General features: G+C 64.5%; 28 protein-coding genes and 1 tRNA gene. 13 read left to right on the top strand and 16 right to left on the bottom strand.

Translation table 11 applies throughout. The annotated features are described in order from the left end of the window. The first annotated feature begins 160 nt into the window (after positions 1 to 160). Complete coding sequence (locus HFP57_RS01270; RefSeq protein ID WP_176868070.1) at positions 161 to 943, top strand: DUF2189 domain-containing protein; 783 nt, start codon at positions 161 to 163, stop codon at positions 941 to 943. Between the two features lie 52 nt (positions 944 to 995). Here the strand turns inward: HFP57_RS01270 and HFP57_RS01265 are convergent, their stop codons facing one another. Next, positions 996 to 2,309 carry a cation:proton antiporter gene (locus HFP57_RS01265; protein ID WP_176868069.1) on the bottom strand — a complete coding sequence of 438 codons (1,314 nt, stop codon included), beginning with the start codon at positions 2,307 to 2,309 and terminating at the stop codon, positions 996 to 998. A gap of 427 nt (positions 2,310 to 2,736) precedes the next feature. Between HFP57_RS01265 and rpsF the strand changes: the two genes are divergently transcribed. From rpsF to HFP57_RS01240, 5 genes are all read left to right on the top strand, one after another. Continuing rightward, positions 2,737 to 3,099 (top strand): 30S ribosomal protein S6, encoded by a 363-nt coding sequence (rpsF, locus tag HFP57_RS01260; protein ID WP_176868068.1) that lies wholly within the window; start codon positions 2,737 to 2,739, stop codon positions 3,097 to 3,099. A gap of 24 nt (positions 3,100 to 3,123) precedes the next feature. Further along, positions 3,124 to 3,348 (top strand): 30S ribosomal protein S18, encoded by a 225-nt coding sequence (gene rpsR, locus HFP57_RS01255; protein WP_116235369.1) that lies wholly within the window; start codon positions 3,124 to 3,126, stop codon positions 3,346 to 3,348. Positions 3,349 to 3,358: 10 nt separating this feature from the next. Further along, positions 3,359 to 4,075 (top strand): 50S ribosomal protein L9, encoded by a 717-nt coding sequence (gene rplI, locus HFP57_RS01250; RefSeq protein ID WP_176868067.1) that lies wholly within the window; start codon positions 3,359 to 3,361, stop codon positions 4,073 to 4,075. Positions 4,076 to 4,162: 87 nt separating this feature from the next. Then, a complete protein-coding gene (locus HFP57_RS01245; RefSeq protein ID WP_176868066.1) occupies positions 4,163 to 5,224 on the top strand; it encodes a hypothetical protein in 1,062 nt (353 codons plus the stop codon). A 2-nt stretch (positions 5,225 to 5,226) separates the two neighbouring features. Continuing rightward, complete coding sequence (locus tag HFP57_RS01240; RefSeq protein WP_176868065.1) at positions 5,227 to 5,889, top strand: Fe2+-dependent dioxygenase; 663 nt, start codon at positions 5,227 to 5,229, stop codon at positions 5,887 to 5,889. A 15-nt stretch (positions 5,890 to 5,904) separates the two neighbouring features. Here the strand turns inward: HFP57_RS01240 and HFP57_RS01235 are convergent, their stop codons facing one another. Together HFP57_RS01235 and folE are read right to left on the bottom strand one after the other, a co-directional pair. Continuing rightward, positions 5,905 to 6,435: a hypothetical protein gene (locus tag HFP57_RS01235; RefSeq protein WP_176868064.1), complete on the bottom strand. Its 531-nt coding sequence runs from the start codon at positions 6,433 to 6,435 to the stop codon at positions 5,905 to 5,907. A gap of 16 nt (positions 6,436 to 6,451) precedes the next feature. Next, complete coding sequence (gene folE / locus HFP57_RS01230) at positions 6,452 to 7,069, bottom strand: GTP cyclohydrolase I FolE (RefSeq protein ID WP_176868063.1); 618 nt, start codon at positions 7,067 to 7,069, stop codon at positions 6,452 to 6,454. A 102-nt stretch (positions 7,070 to 7,171) separates the two neighbouring features. Here folE and HFP57_RS01225 point away from each other — a divergent pair, with 102 nt between their 5' ends. Further along, positions 7,172 to 8,017 carry a TauD/TfdA dioxygenase family protein gene (locus HFP57_RS01225; RefSeq protein ID WP_176868062.1) on the top strand — a complete coding sequence of 282 codons (846 nt, stop codon included), beginning with the start codon at positions 7,172 to 7,174 and terminating at the stop codon, positions 8,015 to 8,017. A 13-nt stretch (positions 8,018 to 8,030) separates the two neighbouring features. Here the strand turns inward: HFP57_RS01225 and HFP57_RS01220 are convergent, their stop codons facing one another. Together HFP57_RS01220 and HFP57_RS01215 are read right to left on the bottom strand one after the other, a co-directional pair. Continuing rightward, a complete protein-coding gene (locus HFP57_RS01220; RefSeq protein WP_176868061.1) occupies positions 8,031 to 9,368 on the bottom strand; it encodes a dicarboxylate/amino acid:cation symporter in 1,338 nt (445 codons plus the stop codon). Between the two features lie 251 nt (positions 9,369 to 9,619). Further along, a complete protein-coding gene (locus tag HFP57_RS01215) occupies positions 9,620 to 10,498 on the bottom strand; it encodes a hypothetical protein (protein ID WP_176868060.1) in 879 nt (292 codons plus the stop codon). An 81-nt stretch (positions 10,499 to 10,579) separates the two neighbouring features. Between HFP57_RS01215 and HFP57_RS01210 the strand changes: the two genes are divergently transcribed. Next, the gene (locus HFP57_RS01210) at positions 10,580 to 11,095 is read left to right on the top strand and encodes a hypothetical protein (protein WP_176868059.1); all 516 of its coding nucleotides are present in this window, start codon (positions 10,580 to 10,582) and stop codon (positions 11,093 to 11,095) included. A gap of 164 nt (positions 11,096 to 11,259) precedes the next feature. Here HFP57_RS01210 and HFP57_RS01205 read toward each other — a convergent pair. The 5 genes from HFP57_RS01205 to HFP57_RS01185 form a co-directional block, all read right to left on the bottom strand. Continuing rightward, positions 11,260 to 11,336 (bottom strand) — tRNA-Arg (locus tag HFP57_RS01205). A gap of 33 nt (positions 11,337 to 11,369) precedes the next feature. Beyond that, on the bottom strand, positions 11,370 to 11,855 hold the full coding sequence (locus tag HFP57_RS01200; protein WP_176868058.1) for a DUF1178 family protein: 486 nt from the start codon (positions 11,853 to 11,855) through the stop codon (positions 11,370 to 11,372). Then, entirely contained in the window at positions 11,852 to 12,694 is an 843-nt protein-coding gene (locus HFP57_RS01195) for a carbon-nitrogen hydrolase family protein (RefSeq protein ID WP_176868057.1), read from the bottom strand. The genes HFP57_RS01200 and HFP57_RS01195 overlap by 4 nt, the downstream gene beginning before the upstream one ends. A 9-nt stretch (positions 12,695 to 12,703) precedes the next feature. Further along, positions 12,704 to 12,961 carry a glutaredoxin 3 gene (grxC, locus tag HFP57_RS01190; RefSeq protein ID WP_176871084.1) on the bottom strand — a complete coding sequence of 86 codons (258 nt, stop codon included), beginning with the start codon at positions 12,959 to 12,961 and terminating at the stop codon, positions 12,704 to 12,706. Between the two features lie 31 nt (positions 12,962 to 12,992). Beyond that, a complete protein-coding gene (locus tag HFP57_RS01185) occupies positions 12,993 to 13,742 on the bottom strand; it encodes a ComF family protein (RefSeq protein WP_176868056.1) in 750 nt (249 codons plus the stop codon). A 44-nt stretch (positions 13,743 to 13,786) separates the two neighbouring features. On the opposite strand from HFP57_RS01185, the gene HFP57_RS01180 reads away from it, so the two are divergent. Further along, positions 13,787 to 14,659 carry a methyltransferase domain-containing protein gene (locus HFP57_RS01180; protein ID WP_176868055.1) on the top strand — a complete coding sequence of 291 codons (873 nt, stop codon included), beginning with the start codon at positions 13,787 to 13,789 and terminating at the stop codon, positions 14,657 to 14,659. Here HFP57_RS01180 and HFP57_RS01175 read toward each other — a convergent pair. Beyond that, the gene (locus HFP57_RS01175; RefSeq protein ID WP_176868054.1) at positions 14,656 to 15,060 is read right to left on the bottom strand and encodes a (deoxy)nucleoside triphosphate pyrophosphohydrolase; all 405 of its coding nucleotides are present in this window, start codon (positions 15,058 to 15,060) and stop codon (positions 14,656 to 14,658) included. The two genes, HFP57_RS01180 and HFP57_RS01175, sit on opposite strands and share 4 nt — an antisense overlap. Before the next feature lie 74 nt (positions 15,061 to 15,134). On the opposite strand from HFP57_RS01175, the gene HFP57_RS01170 reads away from it, so the two are divergent. Together HFP57_RS01170 and HFP57_RS01165 are read left to right on the top strand one after the other, a co-directional pair. Next, positions 15,135 to 15,308 carry a Flp family type IVb pilin gene (locus HFP57_RS01170; RefSeq protein ID WP_176868053.1) on the top strand — a complete coding sequence of 58 codons (174 nt, stop codon included), beginning with the start codon at positions 15,135 to 15,137 and terminating at the stop codon, positions 15,306 to 15,308. A 317-nt stretch (positions 15,309 to 15,625) separates the two neighbouring features. Beyond that, on the top strand, positions 15,626 to 15,787 hold the full coding sequence (locus tag HFP57_RS01165) for a Flp family type IVb pilin (protein WP_176868052.1): 162 nt from the start codon (positions 15,626 to 15,628) through the stop codon (positions 15,785 to 15,787). A gap of 78 nt (positions 15,788 to 15,865) precedes the next feature. Here HFP57_RS01165 and HFP57_RS01160 read toward each other — a convergent pair whose 3' ends face one another. The 5 genes from HFP57_RS01160 to HFP57_RS01140 all read right to left on the bottom strand — a co-directional run bounded on the left by HFP57_RS01160 (position 15,866) and on the right by HFP57_RS01140 (position 21,246). Next, on the bottom strand, positions 15,866 to 17,332 hold the full coding sequence (locus HFP57_RS01160) for a M48 family metalloprotease (protein ID WP_176868051.1): 1,467 nt from the start codon (positions 17,330 to 17,332) through the stop codon (positions 15,866 to 15,868). A 79-nt stretch (positions 17,333 to 17,411) separates the two neighbouring features. Further along, positions 17,412 to 18,356: an acetyl-CoA carboxylase carboxyltransferase subunit alpha gene (locus tag HFP57_RS01155; protein ID WP_176868050.1), complete on the bottom strand. Its 945-nt coding sequence runs from the start codon at positions 18,354 to 18,356 to the stop codon at positions 17,412 to 17,414. Positions 18,357 to 18,367: 11 nt separating this feature from the next. After that, complete coding sequence (locus HFP57_RS01150) at positions 18,368 to 19,222, bottom strand: tyrosine-type recombinase/integrase (protein WP_176871083.1); 855 nt, start codon at positions 19,220 to 19,222, stop codon at positions 18,368 to 18,370. Positions 19,223 to 19,292: 70 nt separating this feature from the next. Continuing rightward, positions 19,293 to 21,128, bottom strand: coding sequence for a hypothetical protein (locus tag HFP57_RS01145; RefSeq protein ID WP_176868049.1), 1,836 nt, complete (start codon positions 21,126 to 21,128; stop codon positions 19,293 to 19,295). Beyond that, on the bottom strand, positions 21,109 to 21,246 hold the full coding sequence (locus HFP57_RS01140) for a hypothetical protein (protein WP_176868048.1): 138 nt from the start codon (positions 21,244 to 21,246) through the stop codon (positions 21,109 to 21,111). The genes HFP57_RS01145 and HFP57_RS01140 overlap by 20 nt, the downstream gene beginning before the upstream one ends. Positions 21,247 to 21,323: 77 nt before the next feature. On the opposite strand from HFP57_RS01140, the gene HFP57_RS01135 reads away from it, so the two are divergent. Together HFP57_RS01135 and aroB are read left to right on the top strand one after the other, a co-directional pair. Further along, positions 21,324 to 21,881, top strand: a complete 558-nt coding sequence (locus HFP57_RS01135) for a shikimate kinase (RefSeq protein ID WP_176868047.1) — start codon at positions 21,324 to 21,326, stop codon at positions 21,879 to 21,881. Further along, the gene (gene aroB, locus HFP57_RS01130; protein ID WP_176868046.1) at positions 21,878 to 22,978 is read left to right on the top strand and encodes a 3-dehydroquinate synthase; all 1,101 of its coding nucleotides are present in this window, start codon (positions 21,878 to 21,880) and stop codon (positions 22,976 to 22,978) included. Before HFP57_RS01135 ends, aroB begins: the two co-directional genes overlap by 4 nt.

The following is a 22,978-nucleotide window of genomic DNA, read 5'->3' as shown; positions in this document are numbered from 1 at the left end:
TGTCATTACCGGTTTTACGCCTCCTATAGCATCTCGGGACCGAACCGCCCCCTTTTCCGCCGATCGGCGAATGCCAGCCCTGCGCGCCGGTTCGTGCAAAAACTTGATGCGGCGGCCGAGTTGTTGCACCATCGCCGATGCTTCCACGGGAGAGACTGTTATGGTCAAGGTCGAAGAAGCTCAGGTAGCGCCGGCGACGGTCGCAAGCGATCTCACGATAGGCGACCTTCGCGCCGCACTTGCTGCGGGCTGGCGCGATTTCAGGGCCTATCCCGCATTCGGACTGTTTTTCGCGGCGATCTTCGTGATTGCCGGGATGTTTCTCTATTTCGCCCTGTTCAACCGCGGCGAGATCGCATGGTTGGTTCCGGCCGCGGCGGGTTTCCCCATTCTCGCGCCGTTCGTCGCCGTGGGGCTCTATGAGGTGAGCCGCCGCCGCGAAGCAGGCCTGCCGATGAGCTGGGGCGCGATCCTCGGGGCGCTGCGCGGGCGCGGCGACGACCAGATATTGAGCATGGGCGCGATCGTCTTCGTCGCCTTCGGGTTCTGGCTGATCGTCGCCCACGGGATTTTCGCCATCTTCCTGGCGCAGTCCGGCATCGGATCGGAGTCGCTCGAGCTGTTCCGCACCGGGGCGGGCATCATGATGCTGGTGGTCGGCGGTATCGTCGGCGCGCTGATGGCGCTGGCCTTTTATTCGATCACGGTCGTCAGCCTGCCGATGCTGGTCGACCGCGATGTCGACTTCATCACCGCGATTATCGTCAGCCTCGCGACGGTGCGATCGAACACGTTCGTACTGCTGGTCTGGGCGGTATTCATCGCGGTCGCCCTCTTTGTCGCCATGCTGCCGCTCTTCCTCGGGCTTCTCGTTGTGCTGCCGGTGCTCGGGCACGCGACATGGCACCTGTTTCGCCGCTCCGTGAGCGACGCCGGCACATAGAGTGCGTAGCGGGGAAACGGTCTAACTGCCGTCTTCCGCCACTGAACCCATCCTATGATGCGGGTGCTTTATCCGGATCGTCCGCCTTGTAGGGATGCTGTTCGTCCTCTTCCCCGTCGTCCAGGACGAAATTGGCCGCGAAGCCGTGGAGTATGATCGACAGCAATATCGTGGCCGCCGCGATCCGCCATATGCTCTCGATTCCGTCGAAATCGGCATGGTTCTGGGCATAGGCGATGTAGAACACCGTCCCCATGCCCCGTATCCCGAAAAAGGCGACCTTGATCCGTTCCAGATTTTCGCAGGAATATCCGAGTAGCGACAACATGCCGCTGGCCGGCCGGATCACCAGCACGATCAGGACCGCCAGCGCGATTTCCGCCCAGCCGATGCTTTCCAGCGCCCCGGCGCCGACGAACATGCCGAACCACAGCAGCAGCAGGGCCAGCAGGATCGTCTCGAGCTGGTCGGCGCCGTGATGGACATATTTCTCGTAGGATTCGCCGTCGGTTCCGCGCGAATTGGCCCGGCCCGCGCGGGCGGAGGCGAACACCGAGAGAAAGCCGTACGCGTCGAAACTTTCCGCGACGCCATAGGCGATCAGCGTCGCGGCCAGGATGACGATGATCGAGTTCCACGCGCCTTGCCGGGCATCGCCGAAGCGGCTGAACACGATCCGGGATATCACATAGCCGCAGCCATAGCCGATGAGCCAGCCGGCCACGACCCGGTAGAAGAAATCATAGCCGAGCCACGACCAGCCCCAGTCGGGAAAGCCCGACCCCGCAAATCCCAGGGTTGCAGCGGTGATCGCGAGATAGACGAACGGAAAGGCCAGCCCGTCGTTCAGCCCCGCCTCCGCCGTCAGCGCGACCTGCATCGGCGTCTCCTTCTTGCCGGGTGGCCCAACCTGAACCGAGCGCGCCAGTACGGGATCCGTCGGAGCGAGGGCAGCCGCCAACAGCATGGCGCTCGCCCAGGGCATGCCCACCAGATAGAAGGCGAGCAGGAACACGGCCAGAATGGTGAGCGGCATCGACACGAGCAGCAGGCGGAACGAAGCCTGCCAGTTGCGCCAGCTTTCCTTGGTGTCGATCGCGAGACCGGCCCCGGCCAGCGAGATGATGACGATCAGCTCCGATGCATGCTCGATCACCAGCGCGGACAGGCCGCCGTCCAGCGGATCCAGTGCCGGCAGACCGATCAGCGCCAGCCCGGCCCCGATGGCGATGTAGATGAGCGGGATATTCGCGAACCGGTATCGGCTCAGCGCCGGTTGCAATGTCAGTCCGAGCAGCGCGACGCCGATGATCGTGTAGAATATGTCGCGCGGATCGAGTTGCAGGAGAAACGGAATGTTATCCATGGGTTATTCATGCGACGAACCTTCGCCGCTGGCAATCGGGTAGCCATACCGATCGCGGATCGGGCGGCGTCTTGATCCTGTCCTACAGCCCTCGTGCCATGGTATCTTGGCGGCGGCAGCTTGGCCGCACTGGCTCCCTGATCTCGTCCGTTTGCCTGCAAATGTGGCCGATAGGACGCGGTCGCGCTTCCGATGGGTGCCGATAGGACACGGATTTGCACCGGTTTACCCCGGCCGCGTGTCAACCAGTGTCAACCGGAGGCCTTTTGGCGATTGCGGTCTAGCGGCTTGCCAACCGGGCGCAAAAGCCCTAAATGGCCTGCTTCCGGGGTGAAGCGTCATGCGCTTTGCCCCTGATTTTTGAAGAAAGCCGGAGGGGCGTCCGCATGGTGCGGCGTCAGCGATCGGCAGGAAAGGTAAGAGAAGCATGGCTCTGTACGAGCATGTCTTCCTCGCGCGTCAGGACCTGGCCCAGGCCCAGGTCGATACGCTCGCCGAGGAAGCCACGAAGATCATCGAATCGAACGAAGGCAAGGTAACGCGGACCGAGACCTGGGGTCTCAAATCGCTCGCCTATCCGATCCAGAAGAACCGCAAGGCGCATTTCGTGATGCTCCATGTCGACGGCCCGGGTTCCGTTGTCGCGGAGCTGGAACGCCAGACGCGCATCAACGAAGACGTCATTCGCTACATGACGATCCGCGTCGACGAGCATGAAGAAGGCCCGTCGATCATGATGCGCAAGAATGAGCGCGATTCGAAGCGTCGCGGCCGCGACGACGACCGCTAGACCGGCGACAAGGAGATATAGATCATGGCACGCCCATTTTTCCGCCGCCGCAAGAGCTGCCCCTTTTCGGGCAATGACGCGCCGGTCATCGATTACAAGGACGTCAAGCTGCTCCAGGGGTTCCTCTCCGAGCGCGGCAAGATCGTTCCGTCCCGCATCACCGCCGTTTCGGCGAAGAAGCAGCGCGAGCTGGCCCGTGCGATCAAGCGTGCCCGCCATATCGGCCTGCTGCCCTACATCGTGAAATAGGAGCGGACACATGGATATCATTCTGCTCGAACGCGTCGGCAATCTCGGCACCATCGGCGATGTCGTGACCGTGAAAGACGGTTTCGCCCGCAACTTCCTGCTGCCGAACAAGAAGGCCCTGCGCGCCAACAAGGCGAACAAGGCGCTTTTCGAAGCCAATCGCGAACGGCTCGAAAAGGAAAACGAGGAGCGCCGCGCCGCGGCCGCGACCGAAGGCGATAAGCTCGACGGCATGACCATCGAACTGATCCGCCAGGCATCGCAGACCGGCCAGCTCTACGGCTCGGTTGCGGTCCGCGACATCGTGGCCGAGCTCGAAGCCAAGGGCGAACCGGTGACGAAGAAGCAGGTCGTTCTCGAACGGCCGATCAAGGCGATCGGCATGTACGAGGTGCGGATTGCGCTGCACGCCGAAGTCGATGCGACTATCAAGGTCAATGTCGCCCGTTCGCCCGAAGAGGCGGAGCGTCAGGCGGAAGGCATCGATGTCATCGCCGAGATGTTCGAAAAGGAACAGGCCGAGATCGCTGTCGCCGAAATCGGCGCCGCCGACGAGGAAGAGGCTGAAACGGCCGAAACCGAAGTGGCTGAAGGCGCTGAAGAGGACGCTTCGGACGAAGCAGGCGAAGAAACCTCCGAGGACGCTGAAGAAACGGCTTCCTACGATGCCGAAGAGGCGACCGAGGAATCCGGTTCGGACGAGGAAAACGGCGAAGAAAAAGCCTGATTCCGGTCGGTACTTTCATGGAGCGGGCGGAGCCGTTGGTCCTTTCGGGCTGGCGCTCCGCCCGCTTCCTTTTTAGGGGTGGCGCAGATGACTAGTCCGCCCTTCTCGTCCCCATTGGCCCAGGCTTTCGCCCAGGGGCCCGTCTGGTTCTCGCAACAGATGGACGCGGCAACCGATCGCGTGCTGCTCGTCCGCATGGCCGAGGAGGATTACCGGCAAGCGAGCTTTCTCGACCAGCGGATGCTCACCCAGAAGAGCCAGCCGCAATGGGCGGACTGGTCCGAACTCGAGGCGGCGGATCAGGTCGGGCGCCGCGACGCGGATTTCATCTTCCATATCGGCCATGTCGGCTCGACCCTGATTGCGCGGCTGCTCGGCGAACTGGACGGCGTCTTCGCGCTTCGCGAACCGCAGATTCTGCGCAACTTCGCCGATCTCGCGGCCACCAATGGCCAACCGCATGCACTCTGGTCGCCCGAGCGGTTCGACGAGCGGCTGCAAACCACTATCGGCTGGCTGTCCCGCACCTTCGCGCCCGCGGATCGCGCGCTCATCAAGGCGACGAGTTTCGTCAGCGAGATCGCGACACCACTGCTCGGCGGCGCGCGCAAGGCTTTGTTTCTCACCGTCTCGCCGGACCGCTATATCGAGACGATCCTAGCCGGCGAAAATTCGCGCCAGGAGCTGGCGATGCTCGCCTCCCCGCGTCTGCACCGCTTGCACAAGCGGCTCGGCTGCGACGACTGGCGGCTCTGGGAGCTTTCCGAGCCGGTGCGCGCGGCGATGAGCTGGCTCAGCGAGATGATGGCGCTCGATGCAGCGGCAAAGGCAGCGCCCGACGGCCATGTCCACTGGCTGGACTTCGACGCTTTCCTAGCGGACCCGGCGGCCCGGCTCGGCGATATCGCGGCATTTTTCGGGATGGAGGCAAACACGGAGACGTTGGACGGCCTCGCCGGCGGCCCGCTGATGAACCAATATTCCAAGGCCCCTGAACATGGCTATAGCGCCGATGTTCGGGAGAAGCTGCTTGCCGAGGCGCGGGCGACGCACCAAGAGGGGATTGTCGAGGCCTTGACCTGGCTCAAAGACACAGCGGCGCGCCATGCGGCAATAGGCACACTGATGACGGAGCATGCGAGGGCATAACGATGTTCAAGATGATTTACGGCCTGCTGAACGGCCAGGATATCAAGGAATTGCGCGAGATCATCGAAACCGCGACCTTTGTCGACGGCAAGATCAGCAATCCGCATTCGCTCGTGAAGGACAATCTGCACCTGAATGACGAGAAGGCCTATGAGCGCTCCTCGACGATCATGACCAACGCGCTGTTGCGTAACGAGGAATTCCGATCCTTCGCCTTTCCCCGGAAAATCGCGCCACCGCTGATCACCCGATATCAGAAGGGCATGCGCTACGGCCTCCACCCCGACATGGCGTTCATGCAGTCGGTCGACGGGCCCGTCCGTTCGGACATCAGCTGCACCATCTTCCTGCAGGATCCCAGCCAGTATGAAGGCGGTGCGCTGCACATCAAACAGAGCGATGGACATATGCGGTTCAAGGGCGAGCTGGGCTCGGCGATCATCTATCCGTCGACGACCCTGCACGAGGTGGAAGAGATCACCAAAGGCGAGCGCATCGTCGGGATCACTTTCATCGAGAGCCAGATCGCCGATCCCTTCAAACGCGAATTGCTCTACGAGCTGAACGACGTCGCCGCGCTCGAAGGCGCAAACATGTCGGCCGAAAGTTTCACGCGGATCCAGACCGTCCAGCAGAATCTGTTCCGCCGCTGGGGCGAGTGTTAGGCGACAGCCCGGGCGCTATGCGCCGCAATGCCATTCGGCGCGGATTTCCGTCTCGCCTTCCTGCCCTTCCTCGCGAACGAGGACGGACGCCGGTTTCACGAGCACGCCTTCGATCTGTTCGCCCTCGCCTTCCCCCGGCGTGACTTCGATCGAGAAAACGCCCGCGGTGAAGGTTCCGCCGTCCCACAGCGCATCCGGCTCTCCGTCGAACGCGAAATGCCGCATCGTGCCGTTCGGCTGGGCGATCGCATCGCCCTCGACCGCGACGAGCAGCGCCTTGCCGTCTTCGACCACGCTGCAGCCGGCGCCGGCTTCGAGCTCGGCTTCGATGACCGCGTAGGAGATCGGCGCGAGTACCGGCAGCTCGACCGGCGGCGGGGTATCGACCGGCGTCAGCAATTGCGGCGAATCCTCGGCCGCCTCGTCCGTCATGCCGTTGGTCGTCACTTCGGTTTCGCCAAGCTGGCTCTCGCCGCAGGCCGCGAGCGCCAGTGCGCCCGCCAAGACGATCCAGCTCGCGCCGGAGATACGCATCACAACAGTCATCGGTCGGTTTGCTTCCCTAATAGCCCATCAACGACAGGACTTCCTTACGACTTCTATCGTCATCAAGGAAGCAGCCAAGCAGCCGCGATGTCATCATTTTTACGCCCGGCGTGCGCACGCCCCGCGCGGTCATGCAGCTATGGCTGGCGTTTATGACAACGGCAACGCCATGCGGCTGGAGATGGTCCCAGATGCACTGGGCGATTTCCGCGGTCATCCGCTCCTGCACCTGCAGGCGGCGCGCGAAACCGTTCATCACGCGCGCGAGCTTCGAGATGCCGACGACACGCTCCTTCGGCATATAGGCGATCGACGCCGTCCCGATGATCGGCGCCATATGATGCTCGCAATGCGACTGGAACGGAATGTCCTTCAGGAGGACCAGCTCGTCATAGCCGCCGACCTCCTCGAACGTCCGCGACAGATGGATCGCCGGATCCTCTTCATAGCCCTGGCAATATTCCTTCCAGGCCCGCCCAACGCGTTGAGGCGTGTCGAGCAGCCCCTCCCGATCCGGATCGTCTCCGGCCCAGCGGATCAGCGTCTTGATCGCCTCCTGCACCTCGTCGGGAACGGCAATCTTCGTTGGGGACTCGACCAGGTCGCCGTCCACCGCTGCATCATAATCGCTCATATCGGGCCTTCTTCCAGAATGCGCTTGTCCAGGCCAGAGCTAGGTACTCTTGACGGATACGTAAAGCCGACCGAACGTGCATAGTGTAGAGAGGAAGCCGCCATGACCCAAATCAGCATCGCCCCGTGCAACGGCCCCGGGGCGGAAATCGGCAATGTCGATCTGTCGCAGGAGCTGAGCGAGGAGGATTTTTCGACGATCCGCCAGGCCTTTGCCGATCACGGCCTGATCTTTTTCCGCGACCAGAATATCACGCCCGAGCAGCATATCGCCTTCGCGAAACGCTGGGGCGACATCAATATCAACCGCTTCTTCACGCCGGTCGACGGCTATCCCGAGATCGCCGAAGTCCGCAAGGAACCGAACCAGACGACCAATATCGGCGGCGGCTGGCACACCGACCACAGCTATGATGCAGAACCGGCAACGGGATCGATCCTCGTCGCGCGCGAGCTGCCACCGCAGGGTGGCGACACGATGTTCGCCGACATGGCCGCCGCCCATGACGCGCTGGACGACGAGACGAAGGATAAGCTGGACGGCCTCGAAGCCATCCATTCGAGCAAGCATATCTTCGGCGGCGAGGCGGCCTATCGCAGCGAGAGCGACGCCGGCGAGCGACTGCAGAACGCCAACGCCGCCGACGCGCTCGACGATGTCGTCCATCCGGTCGTCATCACGCATCCGCTCAGCGGCCGGAAAATCCTCTACGTGAATGCCGCCTTCACGGTCGGGATCAGGGGCTGGTCACAGGAGGACAGCATGAAGCTGCTGATGCCGCTCTACGCCCACGCCGCGCAGAATCGCTTCGTCACGCGTTTCGAATGGCAGCCGGGCTCGATCGCATTCTGGGACAATCGCGCGACCTGGCATTATGCGCTCAACGACTATCAGGGCGAACGGCGCGTCATGCACCGGATCACGCTCGAGGGCTGCGCGCTGCACTAGGCGGTCCGCGGTCTCAGCTCTGCGCCGGTGCCGGCGATGCCGGAACCGTTACGTTCCGCAGCAGCGTGCTCGCGGTCAGGTCTCCGGTAACATTGACCGTCGTGCGGCTCATATCGAGCAGCCGGTCGACGCCCATGACGATCACCATGCCGTCGGCGGGAATGCCGAAACCCGCCGCGACGCTGACGAGGATGGCGATACTGACCCCGGGAGTCCCCGGCGCGCCGATCGAGGAGGCGACGAGCGTCACGGTTATCAGCACGATCTGGCCCGCATTCAGGTCGATCCCCGACATCTGCGCGAGAAAGAGGATCGCGACGCTCTGATACAGGGCCGTCCCGGCCATGTTCATCGTCGCGCCGAGCGGCGCGACGAGATTGGCGACCTGGCGCGGCACGCCGAGTTTCTTGGCCGACTGGACGGTGCTCGGCATAACCGCGGTCGAGCTCGATGTCGAAAAGGCCAGCAACAGCGTTTCCCCGGCCTGCCGGAAGAAGGTCGCAGGTGTCGTGCGACCGAACACGGCCAGGATGACGAGGTAGAGCAGGAACAGCAGCAACAGGCCGAGCAGCACCGTCCCGACATAGGCCGAAACGCCGATCAGCGTGTCGAGCCCGACGCGCATGACGAGCTGCGCCATCATGCCGAACACCGCGAGCGGCGCGAGGAACATCGCCCATTTGACGATCGTCATGCAGATAGAAAGCAGCGCATCGAGCACAGAAAGGAACGGCGTGATCTTGTCCCGCGGAACCTGCGTCCCGGCGATGCCGATGAGCAGCGCAAAGACGACGATCGCCATCAGGTCGCCCTGCACCACCGAAGCGGTCGGGTTGTTGGGCAGGATGCCGGAGATGATTTCCGGCGCCATGCTGAGGTCGAAAAACGCCGGATCGCTTTCGGGAATATCCGCCGGGTCCGCCACGGCAACCGAACCGGCAAGCCCGGCCCCGGGGCGAAACAGGGTCGCGAGCGCAATGCCGATGCCTGCGGCAGCGAAGGTCGTCGCGATGACGAAGACGGCGAACCGCAAGCCGATCCGCTGCAGCGCTTCGCCCGATCCGCTACCCGTCAGTCCACCGATGATCGATGCGAAGACGAGCGGCACGAGGACCATGGCGATCAGCCCGAGAAACAGCTGGCCGGGAAGCGCGAGCCAGGCGCCCAGCCAGCGCGCCGTGTCCGCCGAAACGAGACCGGTTTCGGGACCGAACACCAGACCGGTGACGATACCCAGAACGAGCCCGACCATGACCTGCGCCCAGAGCCGGGTGCTGATCCAACTGCGCATCTTGGCCGATTGCTGGCCGAGATGGATACGCGGCAATTCGGGAAAGGTTGTGGTCGGCATGGTCCGGCTCCAAAAATCGCACCGCGCTCAATCGCAGAAGATGAATAGACGTAGCATGTTACGACAACGAGTTGTGGTGGGCCACAAGCATATCGCAACCGATGGTTATCAACGCTCTCACCGGATGCCGCATATTGCCAAGGACAAAAGCCCCTCCCCATTGATGGCGAGGGGCTTTGCATCCATAACTTCACACCGCTTCACACGCCCCAAGGGCGAAATTTCCGCGCGTCCGCCGCTTCGCTCTGCCATTACCCTCGATCCGCCTCATCGCGCTCGTCGATGATCTGAAACGCTCCGGACCGCTCCGCGCGGGCCCATTGGATATCCGTCCATGTCTCGCTTTCCGCCGAATCGAGATCGGAGATGTCGATATCGGCCGGATCGGTGCGCTCGATGCCGAGCAACTCCCGCGCTTTTTCGAACTGCGCGATCAGGGTCTTTTCGTCCAGCGCCGCAAGCCGCTCGCTCCGGTCCACCGGTTCGTCGAGTATCTCCAGCATCGCCTCGGCATCCTCCGGCCCTGCGCCCAGGGCATCGGCCAGTGCATCGAAAGCGGTCGCCGCGCGCCGCGCCGGGGCCGCGCTATCCTCGAAGCGGGAGACCTCGCGATCGAGCCGGGCCAGCGTCCATTGCAGATGGCGATTGTCGTGGCGCAGCCGCCGCCCCGTCTCCTCGCCATGATAGACGATGGTCTCGGTCGTGCCGTTCAGCGCGCGCTCCATCGCCTCGTCGGCGAGCCGGTCCCGCGCGATCAGGCGCGCCGCGTCCCAGAGCCGGGCGAACAGCCGCCCCTCGGGCTTGCGCCGCAGATGATAGGCGGATTCGCGCGACAGCCCGACCTCCTCGGCCGCCGCCTTCACCGAACCGGTCAGCGAGAGCATGACGACAAACGCCCGCTGCCGCTCCGGCGTCCACCCGTCCGTCCGCCACCTGAGCTTCGCCTCATCCTCCGCCGACACCCCGCCCGCCGAACGAACGCCATGGGTCACGCCGTCCCAGAAGGCGTCGGTTTCGGCGTCGGTGGTGTAATCGGGGAGCGGTGGGTCGTCCGGTACGGTGTCAGGCGGCGCGGCGGGCGCAGAGTCGACGGGCTGGAGGGCGGATGCGGGTTCGGTTTTCTCGGTCATCCAACGAGAATAACCTATTTGGTTAGATGTAGGACAGGGTGCGCTTTGCAGCGACAGCTCAGGTTAGATATAAAATGAGATATGGTAGACATAAATGACGAGTTTGCTCACGCCTTCGGCAACGTTGTGCATCAATCGGCAAATTTCGAAACAGGGCTGAAAATCACTCTTGCCGGGATTCTCGATATAAGACCCAGGCAAGTACTGATACTTGTTGAACCGTATAGCGCTCCGAAACTTCGCGGAGTTTTGAAGAGTATCGCCAGACAATCAGCTTGGCCGGAAGGAGCTTTAGAAGAACTCGTTGGTCTGATTGGCCAAGGAAAGGCGCATATTCCGCTAAGGAATCATATTGCACACTCACGCTGGACCGAAGGAGTTCGACAAAATTCAATCAAGCCTATCGGCCTCAAAATAAACAACGAAAATGTGGCCTATTTCGGTAACGACGATGAAGAACGCGATTGGCTTGCTGAAGAAATCGCCATAGCGGGCAATGAGCTTCGTATGGTCTGTGAGAGGTTGACAGCCTTCAACGACAAATTCGGCCTGACTGACAAAATTGCGGCTCACTTGGACGCAAACGAGCAACCCTAGCAGCGAAAACTTCTCTTCTCGCAATCGAATCTCCTAACGAATCGTTAGGTGGAGTTAACTCGAAAGAGCGTCGATCATCCGCCGGGGCGCCCCAAGGATGATCGACACGATATTCCCACGCAAAAAGTACACTGAGCGAAGCGAAGGACTTTTGCGTGAACCAGTGGTGCGCCCGACAGGATTCGAACCTGTGGCCCCCAGATTAGGAATCTGGTGCTCTATCCGACTGAGCTACGGGCGCTCCCGCGCTCGTTAGGCGCGGCTGCGCACAGCGTCAATTGTCGCTTTTCGGCGGGCGGATGGGGAGCGGGAGCGGGGCGACGGGGACTCCGTCCGCCAGCAATTCCTTCGCTTCGTCGAGCGATGTCCGGCCGTGGATCGGGCGTTCGTCGATCTCGCCGTCATGCATCGCGCGCGCCTCGGCGGCGAAATCCTCGCCGACATAGTCGGATTTTTCGAGCGCCTTGGCCTGTTGCCGGGCAAGCGCTTCGAGCATCGCCTTCCTCTGCGCGGGGTCGGGATCGGCGTTCGATACGGCCAGGGGCTTGTCCGCACCGGCGCTGCCCGGCTTTGTTTCGTCCTTCCGGTTGCCCTTGGCTCCGACCGCAGGCGCCATGATCGCCTTGCCGACTTTGGCCGAACCGCAGATCGGACAGCTGACGAGCCCGCGCCCGCGCTGCTCCTCATAATCGGCGCTCGAGCCGAACCAGGCTTCGAAGACATGGCCCGCATCGCTGCATTGGAGATCGAAGACGATCATGCCGACGGCTCCGGCGCCGCGAAGGCGCGGCGATGGTCGAGTACGGGGATACGCCGGCGGACCTCGTCGATACGCGTTGTGTCGATATCGGCGAAACCGACACCGGACGTTTCCTCCATATCGAGCAGAATTTCGCCCCAGGGATCGACGACCAGGCTGTGACCATAGGTTTCGCGGCCATCCTCATGCCGGCCGACCTGCGCCGCGGCGATGACGAAGGCGGCGGACTCGATCGCCCGGGCGCGCATCAGCACATGCCAGTGCGCCTTGCCCGTCGGGACGGTGAAGGCGGCCGGGATGCCGAGCAGCGTCGCGCCCGCGTCGCTGAGCGTACGATAGAGATCGGCAAAGCGCAGGTCGTAACAGACCGACAGCCCGAGCGGCCCAAGCGGCGTATCGGCGATCACCGCCTGTTCGCCTGCGTCATAGGTGGAGGATTCGCGCCAGCTTTCGCCGGTATCGAGATCGACGTCGAACAGGTGGATCTTGTCGTAGCGCGCGCGAATGTCGCCGCTATCGTCGATCACGAAACCGCGATTGACGAGACGCCCTGAATCCTCGGAGGGCCCGGCGTCCGCGCGCAGCGCCAGCGATCCGAGATGCAGCCAGATCGCCTGCTCCGCCGCCGCCTTGCGGACCGCGGCGAGGACCGGATCCTCGCCTTCGACCGCGAGATGGGCCGCGGCCCGCTTGCGGTCGCGGTCGAGCAGCCCGCTCATCTCGGGCGTGAACAGCATCCGCGCGCCGCCCGCCTTCGCTTCGGCGATACCTTCGACCAGCATGTCCGCATTATGGGCCGGATCGATGCTGCCGGTCATTTGGAGAAGGGCGATGCGCATCACGGGAGCTCAGGCGGCCAGCATGGCGTCCAGCCTGTCGGCCGCTTCGAGCGCGGCAAGCTCGTCCGATCCGCCGACATGGTGCCCGTCGATGAAAATCTGCGGCACGGTACGCCCGCCATTGCTGCGGTTTAGCATTTCGTCGCGTTTGTCGCGATCCATCGTGATGTCGAATTCCTCGAAATCCACACCCTTGGACGCAAGCAGGTTTTTCGCGCGCGCGCAGTAACCGCAGAGGAATTTGGTATAAATTTCCACCTTTGCCATGGCTTCCATGTGTGGAGCATCGCGCCCCGCGTCAATAGCCGTCGTCCTCGGCCGCCGCGACGCGCGCCCAGCAGCGGACATGGACTTCGGCCGCGCCGCCGCGCTTCAATATACCGGCACAGGCCCGGGCGGTCGCCCCGCTCGTATAGACATCGTCGACGAGCACGATCCGCGCACCGGCGATACGATCGCGGCGCGTGGGATTGACGGCGAAGGCACCGCGGACCGTCTTCGCCCGTTCCCGGGCACCCATCGCGCGCAGATAGGGCGTCGCGCGCATCCGGACGAGCGCGTCGAGCGCCAGCCGGTCGGGATTCCCGGCCGCCAGTGCCCGCGCGATCAGCGCCGCCTGATTATAGCCGCGCCGCCAGAGGCGACCGCGATGGAGCGGAACCGGCACGACGACCGCATCGTCCAGTCCCGCCATATGCCGGTCCATCGCCCGTGCGATGGTGCGCGCCAGCCCGATCCGGCCGCCATATTTGAGCCGCAGCGCGATGGTCCGGGCGATATCGCCGTAGCGGACCGCCGCGCGCATCGTTTCGAACGCCGGCGGATCGGCGAGACAGGCGCCGCACAGCGCCGCGCTGTCGCCTGCGACGACGAGCGGATCGCCGCATTGCCGGCAGCCCTGATCGAGATGGTCGAGCTGCCGCCAGCAACCAAGGCAGAAGCGATAATCGCCGTCGACGACATCGCCGCATGCCGGGCAGCGCGGCGGCAGCGCAAAATCGACGACCGGTTTCGCCATGCCGGTGAGGATCGCGGACAGATCGGCCATATCCGGTCTTGTCCCGCACCGGGCGGCCGGGCACAAGCCCGGCCATGGATGCGCCCGACGCCCAGGACAGGCCCTTCGACCGCGCGCTTCGCCGCGTCCGGCGCGATCGGGCGCTGCATGGATGGACGGACCACGCCTTTCTGCAGGACCATATGGCCGCCGAATTGCGCGAGCGGCTGGGCGTCGTGCAGCGCGATTTCTCGCGCGCGCTGATCCTCGGTTATGCGGGCGACGCGCTTCCCCGCGCGCTCCACGCCATGAATATCGATACCGTGACCGCCGATGCGGGGTTCGCGCTCGCCCGCGCCGCCGGCGGCGTGCAATGCGACGAGGATCGCTTGCCCTTCGCCGATGCGAGCTTCGATCTCGTGATCGCCGCGGGAACGCTCGACACGGTCAACGACCTTCCCGGCGCACTGACCCTGATCCGGCGCTCGCTGCGCCCGGACGGCCTGTTTCTCGGGGCCTTTATCGGTTCGGGCAGCCTCCCCGCGCTTCGCCGCGCAATGCTGCAGGCCGACCTGACCGGAGGCGCTGCGGCGCCGCGCATCCATCCGCAGATCGACCTCCGCTCCGCCGGCGATCTTCTCGGCCGCGCGGGGTTCGCATTGCAGGTCGCGGACGGCGAACGGCTCGATGTCCGCTATTCCGACCTGTCCCGGCTGATCGCCGATTTGCGCGGTTCAGCCAATGGCAGTCTCCTGCACGGGCCGCCCCTCTCGCGATTCGCCGTCGCCGCTGCCCACGCGGCGTTCGAGGCCGAGCAGCGCGACGGCAAGACCCGCGAAACTTTCGAGATCGTCTATCTGACCGGCTGGGCGCCCTCGCCGGACCAGCCCAAACCCGCGGCGCGCGGCAGCGGGACGACGTCGCTGGCCCAGGCCCTCAAGCCGCGTGATTCGGGCGCTGCTTCCTAGATCAACGCTTCGAGCAGGCCGATCAGCGGCCGGTCCGCGGGCGGCATCTCGAGCGCATAAAGCTCGCGCGGATAGACCCATTTGAGTTCGGGCGCCTCGATCGGCTGCACGATGCCCTCCCATTTGCGGCAGACATAGAGCAGCAACAGCAGATGCTTGTCGCCCAACGGCTCGCTCGCGAAACAGCCCGGCGCCAGGCAGGACCGGTGGGTCTCGATCCCGAGCTCTTCCTTCAACTCGCGGACCAGAGCGGTCTCGGGCGTCTCGTCCGGCTCGCATTTACCGCCGGGAAATTCCCACAAGCCGGCCATGGGACGTCCAACCGGCCGTTTCTGTACGAGAATCCGGCCATCCCGATCGACCAGGGCGGCGGCGGCGACGGTGAAAAAGGGAGCGGTCATTCGAAGTCTTATCACTTTCTTAAGCCGAAGATGCGAGGCCCGGTCGTGGGTATGGAAAAATGGGGTATGGTGCCATGAAAAACTGGCTGGGAAGAATCGTGCGCGATGAACGCGGCGCGACGGCTATCGAATATGGCCTGATCGTGTCGCTGATCGTGATCGCGATGGTCGGAGCGCTGGTGGTTCTCGCCGATACGACGACCAACATGTGGAACGACGTTTCCAATAACGTTTCCGCCAATAGCTGATCCAGCCGAAGGGCGGCACGGCACAGCCAGTACCGGCTGGCGCTCCCGCAATCGGCGGACAGTTCCGAGCGCGCTGCACGTCGCCGCAAGGCGCCGAAAACCGGCCGCGAACCTTCCATATCCGCGCGAAACGTCCATCGAGCTTAACCGGGATGCCCGGCGGCCATCAAAGGCCAGGCGCAATGGTAAACATCCCGGAAAGCTGGTGCATTAAGTGTTTTGCAAGACCTTCCAATTAGAAATCGAACGGTCGGTCCAAGTGGGTTGGGCTGGCGGGGTATTTGGAAACCTGCATTTGGAACTCAAGGAGACCAGAAATGAAGAATTTTCGTAAGATGCTGAAGGACAGCAAGGGCGCCACCGCCATCGAATATGGCCTGATCGCCGCTCTGATCGCTGTTGCTGCCATCACCGCGATGAGCACGCTGGGTGAGACCCTCGGCAACACGTTCAACAACGTTTCGGATGAAATGAGCTAAGCCTAGCTTCATCACAAAAAAGCGAACGGGCGGCGAAGCAATTCGCCGCCCGTTTTCTTTTGCGCAGGCAGTCAGGCGTCAGCGGCCGTAGACGACGAGCTTGACGCGATCCCCCGCCTGCAAAACGTCACCCGAGCCAAGCGCGTTGAGGACACGGAACCGCTCTTCCCGATAGCTGCGATAGGCCATGCGCGATGCGAGGCCGCTGATCGTGTCGCCGCGGCGCACCGTGACCACGTCGATCACCCGCGGCCGGATCGCGGCCGCTTCCGAACTCGACAGGCGCGACACCGAATTGAGCATCGAGCCGAACGGTCCGATCCCCTGCCCGGCCCGCGTGACGGTCAAGAAATGATATTTGCGGTTGCTGCCGAAATCATAGGCGGTAACCGTCACGTCGATCTGGCTGGATCCGCTGGCGAGACGGGCGCTCGCTTGCGCCACGGGCAGCCCGTTGATCCGCGCGGTCCGGACATTGCCATAATCGATCCGCCGGTTGTCGCCGGCCAGCTCGCGAAACACCCGGTCGATATGATCGGTCAGCGAGCCCTGCATATTGCCGCCGCCGAACTGCGCCTGACCGTTCGGCCCGGTGACGACGACCGCAGTCGTCCCGTTCTGCATCGTATAGCCCTGCGGCACCGTGAACTGGAGGCGAAGGTCGGGATGGCGGAACGTGTTGCCCTCGATCACGCCCTGGGCCGGATCGTCGTCATAGAGCATCCCGTCGATCGCATCGAGAAATGCATCGCGCCCGCTCGTGCCCGTCGCCGGGGTCGCGCCGCGCTCGGTCGCTTCGGCCCGGGCGCGGCTGACGCGTGCGGCGGGATCGGGATGGGTACTCGCCCATTCGGGGAGCGAGCGCGCGTTGCGGCCCGCGACCCGGGCGTCGAGGCTGGTCTGCGAAGCGAGCGAGCTCAGCATGTCTGCCGCCGCGAACGGGTTATAGTTGGCACGCGTCAGGTAGGTGATCCCCAGTTCGTCCGCCTCATATTCCTGGCTCCGCGAATAGCGGAGCGTGTAGAGCTGGGCCGCCTGACCCGCGAGATTGGCGAGATCGCCGCTGCCGGTCAGGATACCGAGCCCGACCGCGAGAATCTGGCCGATCGTATTCGTACTCTGCCGCCGCGACGAGTGGCGGGCGGCGACATGGCCGACCTCATGGCCCATCACCGAAGCCAGCTCGGCCTCGCTGTTCATCAGGCCGACCAGGTTGCGGGTGATATAGACATAGCCGCCGGGCAGCGCGAAGGCGTTGTGCACCGGCGAGTTCAGCAGGCTGACGGTGAAGTCGTTCTGGGCGTTCGACAGGCCCGACTGAACGGCGATACGCTGTCCGACACGGACAACATAGTCAGACTGGCTGCCCGAATAGACATCGCCGAATTGTTGGAGCAGCTGGGTGTGCACCCGCGCGCCCTGCTGGCGTTCCTGCTGGGTGATCGCTTCGCCGGGAGCCGGCCCCGAGCCCGGCAGGGGCAGGCCGGCGCAGCTGCCCGCCGCGACTGATGCCGTGAGCAACAAGAGAACCCGAATTTTCGCCATTTATCCCTCCATCTGAACGCTACTGATGGGATAACCCGCAACCGGCGGCTTCGTTCCGCAAATCGCTGATCGCGCAGAGCTATTTCCCCATGTCGAGAAATTTCGCGCGCCGCTTGAGGCGCAGTTTTTCGGCCGAGACGCCCGCCAGCTTGTCGAGTTCTTCGCCAAGCGCCTTGCCCAAAGCCGCGATCGCCTCGGCGGGATGGCGATGCGCCCCGCCGACCGGCTCGAGGATGACCCGGTCGACCACGCCCAGCTTTTTCAACTCGCTCGCGCTGATCCGCATCGCCTCGGCCGCATCGGCGGCCTTGTCGGCCGTACGCCAGAGGATCGACGCGCAGCCTTCGGGCGAAATCACCGAATAGATCGCATGCTGGAACATCAGCACCGTATTGGCGCTCGATAGCGCGATCGCGCCGCCAGAGCCGCCCTCGCCGACGATCGCGGCGACGATCGGTACGTTGAGCTGGAGGCAGGCCTGGGTCGAGCGGGCGATCGCCTCCGCCTGGGCACGCTCCTCGGCCTGGATGCCGGGAAAGGCGCCCGGCGTATCGACAAGGGTGACGACCGGCAGGCCGAACCGGTCGGCGAGTTTCATCAGGCGGATCGCCTTGCGATAGCCCTCGGGCTTGGCCATGCCGAAATTGTGGCGCAACCGGCTCTCGGTATTGTCGCCCTTTTCATGGCCCATCACGAGCACCCGGCGCCCGCCGATGCGCCCGAAACCGCCGACAATGGCGAGATCGTCGGAAAAGGCGCGATCGCCGGCCAGCGGCATGAAATCCTCGACGAAGCCGGCGACATAATCCTTGAAATGCGGCCGGTCCGGATGACGGGCGACCTGCGTTTTCTGCCACGGAGTCAGCCGCTCATAGGTCTCGCGCAGCATCTTCTCCGACTTCGCCTCGAGCCGTTTCACCTCGGATTCGATATTCAGCGATCCGGAGCTGGCGGTATCGCGGAGTTCGACGACGCGCGACTGGAGATCGGCGATGGGTTTTTCGAAATCGAGAAAATGCTGCATAACAGGCGCGGTTAAGCCTCCGAACCGGGTGCGTCAACGAGGGGATGACGGGCGTTGACCAGCGCGACGAGCCGCGCGCTGTCGACATGGGTGTATATCTGGGTCGTCGCGATATCGGCATGCCCGAGCAGCGTCTGCAAGGTGCGCAGATCGGCGCCGCCCTCCAGCAGATGGGTGGCAAAGGCGTGGCGCAGGACATGCGGGCTCACCCGATCGGGCGGGATACCGGCCTTGACGGCGAGCTCCTTGACGAGTTGATAGAGCCGGATCCGGCTCAGATGCTTCTTGCCCGATGGAAACAGCCAACGCGCATCGCCCGGCACATGGTTGCGCCATTTTTCGACGGCCGCCAGCGCCCGATCCGATATCGGAACCAGCCGCTCGCGCCCGCCCTTGCCGGTGAGGATCAGGAACGGCGAACCCTGCCGCACCGCCGCGCGCGGCAGCGAGACCAGTTCGCTGGCGCGCATGCCGGAGCCGTATAGCAGCTCTATCAGCGCCGCCATCCGGAACGCCAGCGGCTTCCGGGTCGCAACCTCCCGGTCGAGCGCCTCGAACATGCGCGCAATATCGGCATGGCTCAGCGTCTTGGGGAGCGGCCGTCCGCCGCCGGGCCGCGGCAGCGCGGCGGACGGATCGTCGTCCCGCAATCCCTCGTCCGCCAGGAAACCGAAAAAACGGCGCAGGGCCGCGGACTTGCGCGCGACGGTCGATCGGGCAAGATGCGCCCAGCCGGCACCCAGTCTTTCCAGATCCGCGCGCTGCGCCGATGCGAGTTCACCCTCCAGTGCCGCCGACGACCCGCGCAGGTCGGTTTCATAGGCGCTCAGCGTGTTGCGCGATGCGCCCGCTTCGGCGGCCAGCATTTCGAGAAACCGGGCGATCAGGCGCGCATCTTCCCCCGAAGGCTGGGCGGTGCGCTCTTTCGCCACGGGATCAGGCGCGGGTGATCGCCTCGGCGGCAATCATCCGGGCTTCGGGTTCGCGTCCGGCCAGGCGATAGGCCCGCACGATATGATAGAGATGCCGCGGCGGAACACCGGCCCAGCTGTTCGCCTGCATGCCGATCGCCGCGATCAGCGCGACGAGGCCGACGCGCTGCCCCCTGGCAACGCGCTCGAGCTGGCGGGACCAGATGCCCTCGCGCGCGAGTCCCAGATCGAAGGTCCGGTCGGCTTCGCCGATTTCCCCCGCATCGAGCCGGCCGAGGCCGGCCAGTGCAGCGGCCAGCAATCGCGCCCGGTGCCGGCCGTCCGACCCCGCATTGTCGGCATAGTCTTCGAGCCGGTCGAAATCGATTTCGACCCCGGGTTGCGGCGCGCCGACGGCGAGCAGCGCCCAGGCGTCGTCGCTGGAATCCGCATCGATGACCGACGCCCAGCGCGACGCCTGAATGTCCAGCCCCGCCGTCATCATCGCCGCGATCAGCTCGCGCGCATAGCCGACCAGGTCCTCGGCCGGCCGGACGCGCGCCGCGGCCCGGGCGGTCAGGATCAGCCCCGCATAGCGTCCGTCGGCGCTGTCATCTTCGGTCCAGAGCGCTTCCATCGCGTCGACGCGGCCGCTCTCCCCGGGGTCGACATAGGCCTGGCGCAGAAAATCGGTCGTCGATCCGGGAATAGCCGACGGATCGAGCTCCGCCAGCAGCGCGCTGTACATCGACACCAAAGCCTGATTGGAGAATACGCCGAGCACCGCCGCGGTCCGGGCCGGTGCGATCCTGTCCGCAAGGTCGACCCTCGGCGTCCGCGCGCGCCAGGCGGCGACCTGCCGGCCGGCGCCCTCATAGAGTTCGTCGGGAATCTCGACGCCGGTCGCGTTGGCGACGCCGAACCGCCAGGCGTTCAGCTGTTCGACGCCGGTCCAGTCGATCGGCACCGCCTGCGCGCTGCTCCCGGCATTCACCGCCCGGTCGCCGAGCCGCATATCGAAACCGTTGGTGAGCCCGGCATTGCGAACGCTGGCCATTTGCGCCGTCGCCCGGGCGCTTTCGCCGCCCAGCCCCGCGCAGATCGCGTCGGCCATCACCCAGGCCGGCGATTCCGCGCTGCGCCGGGCGCCGCTGACCAGCGGGCAAAAGGCCGCAAGATCGGTCGCCGCAAGACCGGTCTGCATCGCGACCGCATAGAGTTTGGGCGTATGGCGATCGCTGTCGACCCGCTGGACGAGCATCCGCGCGCCATCCACCTCGCCCATCCGGAGCAGAAGCCAGGCGCGCTCCGCGATCCAGTCGGGCGCGGCTACGCCGTCGGGCGTCGGGATATTGCTCAGCAGCGCACGGCGCAGGCTGATATGCATCCAGCGCGAGGGTCCCGGCGCATCGAGCTCCCGCATCAGCCGCGACAGATAGCGGCCGTCGGCGCCGGCAAAGGCGTCTTCGCCGTAACCGCCATTGGCCGGCATTAACGGGCCGACGCGCACCAGCGAGCGGCGCGCCTGGGGCGGCAATTCATATTCGGGCGGAATGTCTTCGAATTCGAGATCGAGATCGGACATGTCGAACTCGTCGATATCGCCCTCGCCGTCCAGCGAGAACGCGCGATCGTCCGGCCGCGATGCCGGGGCCGACGGCGCCGGTCCCGTCGGAGCGGACGGCGCAGGGGTTGCGGCAGGAGGCGGCGGCGGCGAAGCGGGGGGCGGCGGCACCGGATCGCCAAAACCCTCGGGCAGCAGCGATTCCGGCGCGTCCTGGCCGAAGGCGGGAACGATCAGCGCATAGGCGCCGACGCCGATCCCCAATGCCAATAGTGACTTAGTTTTCCAGCGCTTCATCGGCCACGGGTTCTTCGATCAGTTGCGTTTCGACCTCGGTATCGATGGTGGAGAGATAGTAGATGAAGATCACCAAACCCACCAGAAACGCGAGGAAAAGCAATAGCGAACGCGACATATTCGACGTTACCTTATCATGACCAGCTCTTTTTGAGCTTTTGTTGCGACCGAGCGACTGTTTATACCCCTATCACCATGACGCCTACCCCATCCCGAAATTCGTCGCCCACGGCGATAAAATCCCATATCGACAAGCCTGTAGTGCTTGTCGGCCTGATGGGGGTCGGCAAATCGACGATCGGCCGGCGGCTCGCGAACCGGCTCGGGCTGCCCTTTGTCGACTCGGACGACGAGATCGAGGCGGCGGCCGGCATGAAGGTCGGCGAGCTTTTCGAGAATTACGGCGAAGACTATTTTCGCGACGGCGAGCGGCGCGTGATCGCGCGCCTGATCGACGGTTCGCACAAGATCATCGCAACCGGCGGCGGCGCGTTCGTCAATCCCGAGACCCGCGCGCTGATCCTCAAGGAGGCGACCGCCGTCTGGCTCGATGCCGATATCGATGTCCTTGCCGAGCGGGTGTCCCGGCGCGACACACGGCCGCTGGTCCGCGACAGCGACCCGAAGACGGTGCTCACCGAGCTGGCCGAAAAGCGTAATCGATACTATTCGCAGGCCCCGATCCACGTGCATAGCGGCGAAGGCGCGCACGAAGAAACCGTCGACCGCATATTGGAGGCCCTCGCCAAATGACCATCGTCCCCGTCGAGCTGGGTGCCCGCAGCTATGACATCCGGATCGAAGACGGCCTGCTCGATCGCGCGATGGAGGTGCTCGGCCCGTTCATGGGCCGCGGCCGGATGATCGTCGTCACCGACGAAACCGTCGCCAAGCTCCAGTTCCCGCGCCTCAAGACCGTGGCCGACGAAGCGGGCATCGCCGTCTTTCCGATCGTGCTGCCCGCCGGCGAGGCGACGAAGAACTGGAGCCAGCTCGAGATGCTGACCGATCAGCTGCTGCAGCTGGGCGTCGAGCGGGGCGATCATATCGTCGCGCTGGGCGGCGGCGTGATCGGCGATCTTGCCGGTTTCGCGGCGGCGATCGTCAAGCGCGGCTGCGGCTTCGTGCAGATCCCGACGACGTTGCTCGCCCAGGTCGACAGCTCGGTCGGCGGCAAAACGGCGATCAACAGCCGGGCCGGCAAGAACCTTGTCGGCGCCTTCCACCAGCCGGGCTTCGTCCTCATCGATCCGTCGGTGCTCGATACATTGCCGCCCCGCGAATTGCGGGCCGGCTATGCCGAGATCGTCAAATACGGCCTGATCGACGATCGCTATTTCTTCCAATGGTGCGAGGCGCATGGCGCGGAGCTGCTGGGCGGAGACCGGGCAGCGCAGATCGAGGCGATCCGGCACAGCGTCGCGGCCAAGGCACGGATCGTCGGCGAGGACGAGACCGAGCGCAGCGGCCGCCGCGCGCTGCTCAACCTCGGCCACACATTCGGCCATGCGCTCGAAGCCGAGACCGGCTTTTCCGACGCGCTGCTCCATGGCGAGGCGGTCGCCGCCGGCATCAGCCTCGCCTTTCGCTATTCCGCGCGCCGGGGACTGTGCGCCGAGGCCGATGCGGAACGGGTGGCGGCGCATTTCGCCGATACAGGCCTGCCCCACGGACTGTCGTCCGCCGGCGTCCAGGCGGACGGCGCACGGCTTGTCGAGCATATGAGCCATGACAAGAAGATGGAGGGCGGCACCCTGCCCTTCCTGCTGGCCCGCGGAATCGGCGAGACCTTCCTCGCCCGCGACGTCGACCTCGATGACGTGGCGGTATTTCTGGACGCGGCCGACTAG

Origin of the sequence: Parasphingopyxis algicola, assembly GCF_013378075.1 — a bacterium.
Lineage (GTDB): Bacteria > Pseudomonadota > Alphaproteobacteria > Sphingomonadales > Sphingomonadaceae > Parasphingopyxis > Parasphingopyxis algicola.
This window is presented reverse-complemented; position numbering and strand designations above follow the sequence as displayed.

Excerpts from the sequence above, each read along its gene's own strand:
- HFP57_RS01270 (WP_176868070.1), top strand. The coding sequence starts at position 161 with ATGGTCAAGGTCGAAGAAGCTCAGGTAGCGCCGGCGACGGTCGCAAGC.
- HFP57_RS01265 (WP_176868069.1), bottom strand. The coding sequence starts at position 2,309 with ATGGATAACATTCCGTTTCTCCTGCAACTCGATCCGCGCGACATATTC.
- rpsF (WP_176868068.1), top strand. The coding sequence starts at position 2,737 with ATGGCTCTGTACGAGCATGTCTTCCTCGCGCGTCAGGACCTGGCCCAG.
- rpsR (WP_116235369.1), top strand. The coding sequence starts at position 3,124 with ATGGCACGCCCATTTTTCCGCCGCCGCAAGAGCTGCCCCTTTTCGGGC.
- rplI (WP_176868067.1), top strand. The coding sequence starts at position 3,359 with ATGGATATCATTCTGCTCGAACGCGTCGGCAATCTCGGCACCATCGGC.
- HFP57_RS01245 (WP_176868066.1), top strand. The coding sequence starts at position 4,163 with ATGACTAGTCCGCCCTTCTCGTCCCCATTGGCCCAGGCTTTCGCCCAG.
- HFP57_RS01240 (WP_176868065.1), top strand. The coding sequence starts at position 5,227 with ATGTTCAAGATGATTTACGGCCTGCTGAACGGCCAGGATATCAAGGAA.
- HFP57_RS01235 (WP_176868064.1), bottom strand. The coding sequence starts at position 6,435 with ATGACTGTTGTGATGCGTATCTCCGGCGCGAGCTGGATCGTCTTGGCG.
- folE (WP_176868063.1), bottom strand. The coding sequence starts at position 7,069 with ATGAGCGATTATGATGCAGCGGTGGACGGCGACCTGGTCGAGTCCCCA.
- HFP57_RS01225 (WP_176868062.1), top strand. The coding sequence starts at position 7,172 with ATGACCCAAATCAGCATCGCCCCGTGCAACGGCCCCGGGGCGGAAATC.
- HFP57_RS01220 (WP_176868061.1), bottom strand. The coding sequence starts at position 9,368 with ATGCCGACCACAACCTTTCCCGAATTGCCGCGTATCCATCTCGGCCAG.
- HFP57_RS01215 (WP_176868060.1), bottom strand. The coding sequence starts at position 10,498 with ATGACCGAGAAAACCGAACCCGCATCCGCCCTCCAGCCCGTCGACTCT.
- HFP57_RS01210 (WP_176868059.1), top strand. The coding sequence starts at position 10,580 with ATGGTAGACATAAATGACGAGTTTGCTCACGCCTTCGGCAACGTTGTG.
- HFP57_RS01200 (WP_176868058.1), bottom strand. The coding sequence starts at position 11,855 with ATGATCGTCTTCGATCTCCAATGCAGCGATGCGGGCCATGTCTTCGAA.
- HFP57_RS01195 (WP_176868057.1), bottom strand. The coding sequence starts at position 12,694 with ATGCGCATCGCCCTTCTCCAAATGACCGGCAGCATCGATCCGGCCCAT.
- grxC (WP_176871084.1), bottom strand. The coding sequence starts at position 12,961 with ATGGCAAAGGTGGAAATTTATACCAAATTCCTCTGCGGTTACTGCGCG.
- HFP57_RS01185 (WP_176868056.1), bottom strand. The coding sequence starts at position 13,742 with ATGGCCGATCTGTCCGCGATCCTCACCGGCATGGCGAAACCGGTCGTC.
- HFP57_RS01180 (WP_176868055.1), top strand. The coding sequence starts at position 13,787 with ATGGATGCGCCCGACGCCCAGGACAGGCCCTTCGACCGCGCGCTTCGC.
- HFP57_RS01175 (WP_176868054.1), bottom strand. The coding sequence starts at position 15,060 with ATGACCGCTCCCTTTTTCACCGTCGCCGCCGCCGCCCTGGTCGATCGG.
- HFP57_RS01170 (WP_176868053.1), top strand. The coding sequence starts at position 15,135 with ATGAAAAACTGGCTGGGAAGAATCGTGCGCGATGAACGCGGCGCGACG.
- HFP57_RS01165 (WP_176868052.1), top strand. The coding sequence starts at position 15,626 with ATGAAGAATTTTCGTAAGATGCTGAAGGACAGCAAGGGCGCCACCGCC.
- HFP57_RS01160 (WP_176868051.1), bottom strand. The coding sequence starts at position 17,332 with ATGGCGAAAATTCGGGTTCTCTTGTTGCTCACGGCATCAGTCGCGGCG.
- HFP57_RS01155 (WP_176868050.1), bottom strand. The coding sequence starts at position 18,356 with ATGCAGCATTTTCTCGATTTCGAAAAACCCATCGCCGATCTCCAGTCG.
- HFP57_RS01150 (WP_176871083.1), bottom strand. The coding sequence starts at position 19,222 with ATGCTGGCCGCCGAAGCGGGCGCATCGCGCAACACGCTGAGCGCCTAT.
- HFP57_RS01145 (WP_176868049.1), bottom strand. The coding sequence starts at position 21,128 with ATGAAGCGCTGGAAAACTAAGTCACTATTGGCATTGGGGATCGGCGTC.
- HFP57_RS01140 (WP_176868048.1), bottom strand. The coding sequence starts at position 21,246 with ATGTCGCGTTCGCTATTGCTTTTCCTCGCGTTTCTGGTGGGTTTGGTG.
- HFP57_RS01135 (WP_176868047.1), top strand. The coding sequence starts at position 21,324 with ATGACGCCTACCCCATCCCGAAATTCGTCGCCCACGGCGATAAAATCC.
- aroB (WP_176868046.1), top strand. The coding sequence starts at position 21,878 with ATGACCATCGTCCCCGTCGAGCTGGGTGCCCGCAGCTATGACATCCGG.